Source organism: Larsenimonas rhizosphaerae, from assembly GCF_023700005.1.
Classification (GTDB): Bacteria; Pseudomonadota; Gammaproteobacteria; order Pseudomonadales; family Halomonadaceae; genus Larsenimonas; species Larsenimonas rhizosphaerae.
Genome location: NZ_JAMLJK010000001.1, coordinates 1,422,011 through 1,431,921 on the forward strand (window position 1 = coordinate 1,422,011; position 9,911 = coordinate 1,431,921).

Below are 9,911 nucleotides of genomic sequence, written 5' to 3' on the forward strand. Positions count from 1 at the left end.
AGCATGTCACAGCCGGTGCCTGCTGACTACATGCCTGCAGGCAGACCTCGGCGACCCGAAGGATTCGATAACAGGAGTGAGAGCATGTGGGAAGGAAGTTGTCTTTGCGGTGAAATTCGCTACACGCTGGCGCAGTCACCTGCCTCGCTGATGATGTGCCACTGCCAGAAATGCAGAAAGGCGTCCGGCACGGCCTTTGCGGTCAACGGGCTGGTCAGACGTATCGATATGACCTGGCAGGCGGGTGAGGCACTTGTCACGCGGTTTGAATCCTCACCGGGTGTGTTCCGGGTATTCTGTTCCCGGTGCGGCTCGCCCCTTTACAGCGAGCGCCCTACGGCAGACCCGGAACACGTTCGCCTGCGCATTGGATCACTGGATACGCCGATTGAGACAAGACCTCAGGCCCATATCTTCGTGGGGTCCATGGCGGAATGGGACAGGATCGAAGATGACCTGCCACAGTTCAATGAGCGCCCCCCGGCATGAGTGAGCTGCTATTGCGCGCGCGCTGCTTTGCCACTGCGGCGCATGCCGCCATCGATCAGCGCCGCAAGTATACCGGTGCACCCTATATCGAGCATCCGGCCGCCGTCGCAGCCATGGTGGCCGAGCATGGCGGCAGCGATGTCATGATTGCGGCGGCCTGGCTGCATGACGTGGTGGAGGATACGGCGATTACGCTGGCACTGCTGCGTCAGGAGTTCGGTACGGAGGTTGCCGCGCTGGTGGAGTGGCTCAGCGACCTGCAGACGCCGGAAGATGGTAACAGGGCCGTGCGAAAGGCCCGGGAAGCCAAACGGCTTTCCGGCGCACCGGCAGAGGCGCAAACCATCAAGTACGCGGACCTGATTCACAATACCGCCTCCATCGTGCGCCATGATCCGGGGTTTGCGCGTGTGTACCTGCGGGAGAAGCGGCATGTGCTGGCGGGCATGACATCCGGTCATCCCGTGTTGTATCAAAAGGCGCTGGACAGTCTCCAGGCGGGCGAGCAGCAGCTCTCGTTGACGCCGCGACAGGCAGGCACGGCCTCTCAATAGGGGGCAAGGCCGTAGGCATCCGGGCAGACGAGTCCTTCCAGCCTGCCCAACTGGGCAAAGTCCACTCGATTGAGTACCTCATTGAGGACTGCACCATCCTGGCTCGTGTTTTTGACTACACGAATACGTGAGGGCTGGCCGGATTCATCAAGATGGATGACCCAGGCGAGGTAGCCTTGTGAAAAACGTATCAGACTGGCAATGGGATAAAACCCGTGGCGCTGAATATAACGTACAACCCAATGTCGATCGAAGCGCTCGGGTTGTCGATAAAGCAGCTGATAGGCTTCCATGGCGGTACTGGCACGCCGATCGCCGCGGGGGCGGGTCATGGCGTCGATGGTATCTATGACCGAGGCCATGCGGGACAGTGGTGTCATGCCATGTCGGTCCAGCCCCTGGGGGTAGCCTGTGCCGTCCAGGCGCTCATTGATCCCGCTGATGATCTCGGCCTGCATCTCGCTGGTAACAAGGCCACCATGTTCAAGTGCCTCGATCAGCACCGGTACGTGTTGGCGCAGTCGCTCGAGCTGGCCGGATTCAAGGGTGCCTTCAAGCGAGGGCAGTTCGGCACTGACCAGCATTGCCTTGCCCATGTCATGTACCAGCGCTGCGATGGTGGCCTCGCGCGCCCGGGGTGCATGCTCGGGTTCTACCAGCATCAGGTCGCATAACCTGCAGGCTACGGCCAGGGAATGCTGAACCCAGGCCGGTTCGTCGCTCAGGCAGCCCAGGGCATAGAAAAGCTGCTGTCGATTGTGCTGTAACAGCTGCATCAACGTATCGGCGCTTTCCGCCAGTTGTTTGTTCGGCAATGGGGCCTGCTGCTGAAGAGCCAGCAGAAAAAGGTGCTGTGTACGAACGATGCCCTTCAGGTCCTCGACCATGGGGGCACTGACGCTGATGGCTCTGGACTGATGTCGGCGCCGCTGGGTCCTGTCTTCGGCGTAAAGGGTCGAGGGGCCGGCAAGCTGCATGCCTTCTCCCTTTCGCCATGCCACTTCGCGGTCGGTTTCGTTGATGACATGGGAAAGCTGTTGGATGCCCTGCTGGTCGAGACCGGTAAACGCCAGGCCAATCGAGGCGTGATGTGAGCGCGCTGCCGGTTTGATATAGCGAATGCTGGCCTGAGTCTTGAACTGTTCGCCATTCGGGAAGTGCAGGGATACCGACGGAAGATCCATGTTGCCTTTCAGCGAGCCACACCGTGAAAGGGGCATGTCCAGCATGCAGCCTCCATGCGAAATATTGCCAAGTGTGGCAATCAGTGGCTCCTGGTCTGTAAAGCATACGATTCTGGCCTGAACCTTCATGGCGCTGGTAAGGCTGATACGGGCATCCTTGCGCTTGGAGCCGGTATGAAGAACCGTCGGAAGGGACACTTCAAGCGTCAGCCCCTGGGCAAGGTGGGTTGCCCTCTGGACGCGCAGTTCACCAAAGGAGACCAGTGTGCTGTCGGTTTCCGCTATCAGTGTCAGCAGGCATGATGCCAGTGAAGCGTCTTCAAGACCGGGAGCGTCACAAAGGCTCAGGTAAAGGAGATTTTCGCCGGCATCCATGCGCTCGATGTGTGTGGGATAGGATATATCCGAGACATCGTTGAATTTCAGGGACAGGCTGTGCGGCTGATATTCCAGACGCTCCAGTACTTCAGTGATGTGGCGTACATCGCGTATTTCTATCTGCCCATTGACCTTCCCGGCGGAGGACGGTGGGGGTGAATCTGCCATGACAAGGAAATCCCGTGCTGGAAACAAGTGGACGCTTCCACGAATATCGGCCTGCAAGGATCAGCCTTTATTTCCACCTTGCGTGATGGTACCCCTACGGGATGAATCCCTGTCATTGCTACCGCTCCCGGTGCCTGCGTCATCACTGCGTCTATGGCAGGCTTCATGGGCCGGTCACGGATGCAACCAGCCAGCCGGTATAGGCTGAAAAGACGGCAAGCAGGAGTCCCCCTTCGAGCCGAGAGACTCGCCCTGGATGACGCGTACCCACGCTCATGAGCAACAGGGTGACCGTGAGTGCCATCATGATGCTCCAGTCTCTCATGATGATGTCGGGTGACATCGAGTGCATGGGGGAAATGGCGCCGGCAATACCGATAACCGCCAGGATGTTGAAAAGGTTCGAGCCCACCACGTTGCCGATAACGAGGCCGCTTTCCCCCTTGCGGGCGGCAATGACAGACGCGGCCAGTTCGGGAAGGGACGTGCCAATGGCGACCACGGTCAACCCAATGACCAGATCGCTGATGCCCATACCCTGAGCAATCACTACAGCCCCCCATACCAGCAGGCGAGAGCTGGCAACCAGCAGTACCAGCCCGATGATCAGCCAGATAATGGCATGGCCCGGCGAAGCTGCCTTGCCATTCGGCGCTACCATGTCGGCCGCCAGTGGTTCATGTACAGCATGGGAGGTCAACGCCGTTCTGATCGACCATCCGAGCAGTGCGGCAAGTGTCAGGAGGAGAATAAACGCTTCCATGCGCGTCAGGGCATTATTCCACAGCAGCAGGCCGGCCAGTGCACAGGCAACCAGCAGCAGTGGAAGTTCCCGGCGGACGATGGTTGAGTCGACCGTGATGGGGGCGATAAGCGCTGTCAGGCCAAGAATCAGGCCAATATTGGCAATGTTGGAGCCGAGAGCATTGCCAAGGGCGAGTTCCGGGTTGCCATCGAAAGCCGCTGAGGCCGAGACCACCATTTCCGGTGCCGACGTGCCAAATCCGACTACCACCATGCCAATGAGCAGAGGCGGCATGCCTGCATAACGTGCGGTAGCTGCGGCCCCATCAACAAATCGATTGGCGCTCCATATCAGTAGTATCAGCCCCCCGATCACTGCCAGTGATGCCGTTAGCATGACATTTTCCTGTTCATGACGTGCTGATTTAAAGAAAAATCGCTGGGAGAGCATGCTGGCAATGATTCAGCGGATCTTCCTTTTCGTGACACGCATAATGTTACAAGCGACCATGAACAATGCGCCAGGACAGATTCTGCATCGACAGATTGTGGTAGACATCAGGCATGTGCCGGCACCAGGGATAAAAGCCTTGTGCGATCAGCAGGAGGAATGGCGTTTGGACGGCGATGACTTGAAAGGACTGGAGCGGGCAAAGGGATTCGAACCCTCGACCCTCAGCTTGGGAAGCTGATGCTCTACCAACTGAGCTATACCCGCTTCAAGAGGCCGTATCTTAGTGAGATCAGTGCAGAAACTCAAGCCATTAACATGCTCGATGAGCGAGGCCTGCACTTTTTTTAAACTTTTTTTCGCACATTAAGGATATAAACCGTGAAGCGGTGGTCATAGTAGGCAAGACGATGTGAATTTCAGTCAGTCGCTGATAGCAGCAACGTCTTGCTTACTGTTCCTTGTACTTGACCGCCACACCCTTGTGGCGGTTTTTTTATGCCTGATGTCTGGCCGAGGGTTGGTATGTGGTCGATCCATCCTCATATGTAGTATCAAGGGCAAAGGAGGTTCATCATGAATGCACGAGAGTATCTCGCCCGCCAGGGAATTTCCCTGGACAAGGAAGAAGACAAGCCCAACACGCTGGAAGAAAAGGCCTGGGCCCGCGCAAGGGCATCGGGTGCCCAGCGACCCCGTTCAGGCACACCGTTTGACTGGGAAGACTGGGAGCATTATCACGATGAGCTGGCGGGGGATGCCGAAGCGCTTGCCCGCAAGCAGATAAAACGTGATGATGACGGTGGGTCGGGATCGACCTGAATTCATTGACTTACTATGACAAGGAGCCGTCATGGACATTATTCGCATTATTCTGGCAATCATCTTTCCACCGCTGGGTGTGTTGATGCAGGTGGGGATTGCCAACAAGCATTTCTGGATCAATATTGTACTGACCCTGTGTGGCTTCATTCCCGGTATCGTGCACGCGGTCTGGGTTATCGCCAAGTACTGATGCACGCTGCGTGAAAAGGCCTGCCTATATGGCAGGCCTTTTTCATGTCTGCTCGTTCGTCAGGCAGTGCGGTAGTAGTAGCGAAGGTACTCGTTCTTGCGTGGCCCCTGGATATGCCAGTCAAGTTGCATATGACCTCTTTGGAGTGTGAGAGCTGCACTGTAGCGATCATCGCCGCACAGATGTGGCGTGTCCGTCACCAAGCGACGGGCATTCAGGGGATCGGCCACCAGGTCGAACAGCCAGACGGGATGTAATGGGCCACGGCGTTCGTGGTGAAGGGAAATGCGTTCGGCGGCATGAGTGAAGCGGAACACGTTGCGAGTGATGCTTTGATGGCCGGCGTTGTCGATGAACGTCCCGGTTTCATGCAGGCGAACTACTGTACCGGTGGCGTCCTGTTCAGGCGTTGCGGTGCCTTCACCAGTACCCGACCAGCCGGAATGTGACCCGGGGCCGGGATGGGCCTCAAAGCGGTAGCGGCAGGTGTTTAACAGTGCCTGTCGGCACTCTATAATGGCTGTTAACCAATCATCGATTTCAGGTTGACAATGCAATGGGCTATCTCGTATTTGTTACCGGCCTGTGGGCCTTCTCACTCAGTTTCATCGGCGTTTATATCGCCGGACAGGTCGACAGCTACTTTGCGATCCTGACGCGTATCGTGCTGGCCTTTCTGTTGTTCCTGCCATTTTTGAAGCCCGGTTCGGTGCCTCATCGCGTCAAGCTGGGCCTGATGGCCATCGGGGCGATTCAGCTCGGGTTGATGTATGTCTCCTACTATCAGTCCTTCCTGCTGCTGAGCGTGCCGGAAATTCTTCTGTTCACCATCTTCACCCCCATTTATATCACGCTGCTCAATGACATGCTGGCCCGTCGATTTTCACTGCTGCACCTTGTAACGGCATTGATCGCGGTGGCAGGTGCAGCACTGATTCGTTTCGAGGGGCTGACCGAGAACTACTGGCTGGGCTTCATGATGGTACAGGCCTGCAACCTGTGCTTTGCCATCGGTCAGGTCGCTTATCGTCATCTGATGGCACGTGAGCAGCTGGATGTGCCGGCCCGGACGGTATTTGGCTGGTTCTACGCCGGCGCACTGGTAGTCGCTGTACTGGCCTACCTGATACTAGGGGACAAGAGCGCCCCCGCACCGGCGCCGCTTCAGTGGGGCATCCTGATCTGGCTGGGGCTGATGGCGTCCGGGCTGGGCTACTTCCTGTGGAACGAGGGGGCGCGGCGAGTAGACGCCGGTACCCTGGCCATCATGAACAACATGCTGATTCCCGCAGGCATCCTGGTCAATGTGCTGATCTGGAATCGCGATGCCGATCTCGTTCGGCTGGCTTTGGGCGGAGCGGTCATGGTGGTCGCGCTGGTATTCAATGAACTGCTGGACCGGCGGCGGCAGGCCGGATCGGCCGCCGCACCGGCCTGAGTGGTCAATCAGATCGATGGCCGTGATGTGCATGCTCATGTGCTGACCGGCCTTGCCATCGATGCACCAAACGTTGCCACAGGTCACTCATAATCGCCACGGCCAGCAGAACAGACGCGGTAACGCTGATGGCCGTGGGTAACAGCTGGCCGGCCCCGGTCAGCTCTCCCTGAATATCAACATGGCCCAGTGCTACCAGCGCGTTGGTGGCGTAGCCAAAGCCGATGGCAACCCCAATGACGCCCACCAGATAGGCGGCCAGAGCACGAGGCCCCATTTCACGATGCACGATACCCAGCGTGGCCATATTGGTCGCAGGTCCTGCCAGCAGAAATACCAGTACGGCGCCCGGGGATACTCCTGCAAGCATCAGCCCGGCGGCCAGTGGGGTAGACGCTGAGGCACAGATGTACATGGGTACGCCTACCAGGGCCATGATGATCATTGCGCCTGGGCCTTGAGTAACTTCCGCCAGGGCGTCATGTGGCACCAGTGCAACGATCAGCGCCGAGGCAATCAGACCTGCGATCAGCCACAGAGACAGATCTCCCAGCACTTCGGTAAAGGCATAGCGCTGCCCGTCCCAGAGCCGACGTGCCAGAGAAGGCGGTTGAGTGGCTGCCATGCTGTCCGCCAGGCGCAAATGACCGCAGCATCGGGTACTACAGGTGGTCTTCGACACATCATCGGCTGCCGGTAGAGGGGCGGATTGCCTACGGTCGCTGAACAGGACCAGCATGGCGGCGGCAAGGGCCGAGCAGGTAGCAGCCACCGGGCGAATTATCGTCATGAATGGGCCCAGCAGGGCCCAGGACACTGCGATCGAGTCGGCGCCGGTTTCAGGTGTGGAAATCAGAAAGGCTGTCGTGGCGCTGTTGGAGGCACCTGCGCGTTTGAGGCCGATCGCTGCGGGAATGACCCCGCAGGAACACAGGGGCAGGGGAATGCCGATCAGTGCTGCCTTGATGGCAGGCCAAGGGCCATTGCCCTGCAGCTGACGCCCCAGGTGAGCGCTTTTGACAAATGTCTTCAACAGGCCGGCCACGACCAGCCCAAGCAGTAGCCAGAAGGCGGCCTCCTGCCAGAGTTCCAAAAAGGCGTTCAGAATATCAGTCATCATGTTCATGCGGGGCTCCAGGACGCTCGCCGTCGGCCAGGGCTGTCAGGATGGTGCAATGAGTGGCAGCGTGTGTGCCGCCACAGCAGCGTTCGTTGATAAGGCTCAGGGCGTCATGCATGCGGCTCAGTTCGCTCATGCGGGCCTTTATCTCGCGCTGCTTTGTCCGTGCAATTGCCTTGACCTCTTCACAGGTGTGCGCATCGCGGTTGACCTCAAGTGTCAGCAGCTCTGCTATGTCCTTCAGGCTGAACCCCATGTGCTTGGCGCGCTGAATAAAGGCGAGGCGCTCGATATTGGCGGGGTCAAAACGGCGATAGCCGTTGGGCTCCCGGGTTGGCGTGAGCAGCAGATCCTGCTGCTCGTAGTAGCGAATGGTTTCAACGGACAGCCCGCTTTCACGGGCCAGTTCCCCGCGCTTTAGTCCGATCATCGTTGGTTTCCCGCCATTAAGAATGTTTATCTTCCGACAGGATAAACCCTGTAGCCTACCCCAGGGTCAAGCCTGTTCATGGCATGCCGGATCGAAGGGCGGCCAGGGCGGCAGTCCGATCCGCGATGGCCAGTCAGGGCTGGCCACCATCAGCCGGGTTATCGCGCCGGAAGCGTGCTTGCACCAGAAGGGGTGATGCTGTGTTTCGGCTATCTGCGAAAGTGCCGGGATAAGGTCGCCGGGTGGCCTGAAGTCCTCGAGTGATGGGGCCGCAAGCCAGTGAGGCTTGCCCATTCGACACAGCCCTTCGATAGAGTGGGCTTCCAGAAAGGCTGTCAGGGCTCGGGGATAGACCCAGTGGCCTCGCAGGTGTTCTGCTGCGGCCCCCCGAGGCGCTGGCAGCGAAGGTGCGCCATCCTGCCAGGGATAAAGCAGCGCACCTGTGACATGAACCTGCTGATGCAGGGAGATATCTGCTGTCAGGCCAAGGCGAGTGCCATCAATATGGCGTGCGATGGGGAGCTGATGACGCATCAGCCGTGCTGTTTTACGGGCCAGGCTATCCACGCCGCTGGTGCCAATCCAGCGCGACATGCTGTCCGGATGCCCGGGACCCTCAGGCAGGCCAAGAAAAAACTTGGCCGCCACTTCCAAGTGAAACAGGGAGTCATGGCGCTGATACAGCAGGTCCAGTTCGCCCAGCGTCACGGGGCGGGTGCCGGTGTCGTCGATCAGCGGCAGATTGTGGGCCAGCAGGGTGGTGTCACCCCGAGCCGCCAGTAGTGTTTGCCATAATTGCTCTACATAAAGTCCCAGCCGCGGCAGGCGAGGCAGCGGGCCCAGCAGACAGGACGGCGGAGCAGCGCCGGCTGCGGCCTGACCCAGCAATACCGATGTGGCCGGTGTGGGGGCGCCCAGATCGATCAGGCGGGGAGAATGGGCCAGCCACGCAAGGTCACGTGCAATTTTTACGGGGTCAAGCATGGCCCCGGTTTGCTCCGGGTCTGGTGTTGATCGCATAATGCGCGGACTCTGAAGGTTACTGGAAATAATCTCATGCCATCGTTCAAGACGATCGGCCTGATTGGCCGCCTGGGCAGTGCCAATGCACTGATTACTCTGAAGCGTCTGATCCGGTTTTTACAGGAGCGCGGCTGCCGCGTCATTATTGAAGACCATATTGCCGAATCATTGCTGGGGCAGGCTCCGGAAGTGATGAGCAGTGAGCAGATGGGGCGTACCTGTGATCTGGTGGTTGTCGTCGGTGGTGATGGCAGTCTGCTGGGGGCGGCTCGTGTGTTGTGTGCCTACGGTACGCCCGTGCTGGGGGTCAATCGCGGTCGTCTCGGGTTTTTGACCGATATTGCCCCGGATGAGGTGGAAACCCGTGTCGGTGATGTGCTGGATGGCAACTTCGAAAGCGAACAGCGCTTTCTGCTTGAGATGGATATCGTGCGTGATGGCGAGCAGGTGGCCAGCGGTACCAGCCTCAATGACGTGGTGCTGCACCCCGGCAAGGCAATCCAGATGATCGAGTTCGAGCTGTTCATCAATGATCAGTTCGTCTATACGCTGCGCGCGGACGGCCTGATCATTGCGACCCCGACCGGCTCAACGGCCTACGCGCTGTCCGGGGGCGGCCCGATTCTGCATCCCGGGCTCGAGGCCATCGAACTGGTACCACTGTGTCCGCATACGCTGTCGAGTCGGCCGATCGTGGTCGATGCCAGCAGTCGGATTACGCTGCATGTCGGGGAGACCAACGATGCGTTCCCGCATGTCAGCTGCGATGGCCAGTCTCAAGCCGTGGCCAGGCCAGGCGATATCATTCATGTAGCACGCAAGGCGGCACGACTGAGGCTGATTCACCCTATCGGCCACGATTTCTACGATATCTGCCGAAGCAAGCTGGGGTGGAGTAATCGACTTGGGGAGTAATG

At 58.7% G+C, this 9,911-nt stretch carries 12 protein-coding genes and 1 tRNA gene; 6 read left to right on the plus strand and 7 right to left on the minus strand.

Annotated elements, in window-relative coordinates; genetic code table 11:
* Positions 1-84: 84 nt before the first annotated feature.
* A complete protein-coding gene (locus tag NAT21_RS06440; protein ID WP_250936533.1) occupies positions 85-489 on the plus strand; it encodes a GFA family protein in 405 nt (134 codons plus the stop codon).
* Positions 486-1,043, plus strand: coding sequence for an HD domain-containing protein (locus tag NAT21_RS06445; protein ID WP_250936534.1), 558 nt, complete (start codon positions 486-488; stop codon positions 1,041-1,043). The genes NAT21_RS06440 and NAT21_RS06445 overlap by 4 nt, the downstream gene beginning before the upstream one ends.
* On the opposite strand, the gene NAT21_RS06450 is transcribed toward NAT21_RS06445, so the two are convergent.
* The 3 genes from NAT21_RS06450 to NAT21_RS06460 all read right to left on the minus strand — a co-directional run bounded on the left by NAT21_RS06450 (position 1,037) and on the right by NAT21_RS06460 (position 4,235).
* Positions 1,037-2,773: an HD domain-containing phosphohydrolase gene (locus tag NAT21_RS06450; protein ID WP_250936535.1), complete on the minus strand. Its 1,737-nt coding sequence runs from the start codon at positions 2,771-2,773 to the stop codon at positions 1,037-1,039. The genes NAT21_RS06445 and NAT21_RS06450 overlap by 7 nt on opposite strands.
* A gap of 163 nt (positions 2,774-2,936) precedes the next feature.
* On the minus strand, positions 2,937-3,914 hold the full coding sequence (locus NAT21_RS06455) for a calcium/sodium antiporter (protein ID WP_250936536.1): 978 nt from the start codon (positions 3,912-3,914) through the stop codon (positions 2,937-2,939).
* Positions 3,915-4,159: 245 nt separating this feature from the next.
* Positions 4,160-4,235 (minus strand) — tRNA-Gly (locus NAT21_RS06460).
* A gap of 309 nt (positions 4,236-4,544) precedes the next feature.
* Between NAT21_RS06460 and NAT21_RS06465 the strand changes: the two genes are divergently transcribed.
* Positions 4,545-4,790, plus strand: coding sequence for a hypothetical protein (locus tag NAT21_RS06465; protein WP_250936537.1), 246 nt, complete (start codon positions 4,545-4,547; stop codon positions 4,788-4,790).
* 31 nt (positions 4,791-4,821) lie between these two features.
* Positions 4,822-4,983, plus strand: a complete 162-nt coding sequence (locus NAT21_RS06470) for a YqaE/Pmp3 family membrane protein (RefSeq protein ID WP_250936538.1) — start codon at positions 4,822-4,824, stop codon at positions 4,981-4,983.
* 59 nt (positions 4,984-5,042) lie between these two features.
* On the opposite strand, the gene NAT21_RS06475 is transcribed toward NAT21_RS06470, so the two are convergent.
* Complete coding sequence (locus NAT21_RS06475) at positions 5,043-5,540, minus strand: DUF6314 family protein (protein ID WP_250936539.1); 498 nt, start codon at positions 5,538-5,540, stop codon at positions 5,043-5,045.
* Between NAT21_RS06475 and NAT21_RS06480 the strand changes: the two genes are divergently transcribed.
* Entirely contained in the window at positions 5,540-6,421 is an 882-nt protein-coding gene (locus tag NAT21_RS06480) for an EamA family transporter (RefSeq protein WP_250936540.1), read from the plus strand. The two genes, NAT21_RS06475 and NAT21_RS06480, sit on opposite strands and share 1 nt — an antisense overlap.
* Before the next feature lie 4 nt (positions 6,422-6,425).
* Here the strand turns inward: NAT21_RS06480 and NAT21_RS06485 are convergent, their stop codons facing one another.
* The 3 genes from NAT21_RS06485 to NAT21_RS06495 form a co-directional block, all read right to left on the minus strand.
* Positions 6,426-7,547 carry an SO_0444 family Cu/Zn efflux transporter gene (locus NAT21_RS06485; protein ID WP_250936541.1) on the minus strand — a complete coding sequence of 374 codons (1,122 nt, stop codon included), beginning with the start codon at positions 7,545-7,547 and terminating at the stop codon, positions 6,426-6,428.
* A complete protein-coding gene (zntR, locus tag NAT21_RS06490) occupies positions 7,531-7,971 on the minus strand; it encodes a Zn(2+)-responsive transcriptional regulator (RefSeq protein ID WP_250936542.1) in 441 nt (146 codons plus the stop codon). The genes NAT21_RS06485 and zntR overlap by 17 nt, the downstream gene beginning before the upstream one ends.
* A 66-nt stretch (positions 7,972-8,037) precedes the next feature.
* Positions 8,038-8,955: a DUF1853 family protein gene (locus NAT21_RS06495; protein ID WP_250936543.1), complete on the minus strand. Its 918-nt coding sequence runs from the start codon at positions 8,953-8,955 to the stop codon at positions 8,038-8,040.
* Between the two features lie 72 nt (positions 8,956-9,027).
* Here NAT21_RS06495 and NAT21_RS06500 point away from each other — a divergent pair, with 72 nt between their 5' ends.
* A complete protein-coding gene (locus tag NAT21_RS06500) occupies positions 9,028-9,909 on the plus strand; it encodes an NAD(+) kinase (protein ID WP_250936544.1) in 882 nt (293 codons plus the stop codon).
* The last annotated feature ends 2 nt before the right edge of the window (positions 9,910-9,911 follow it).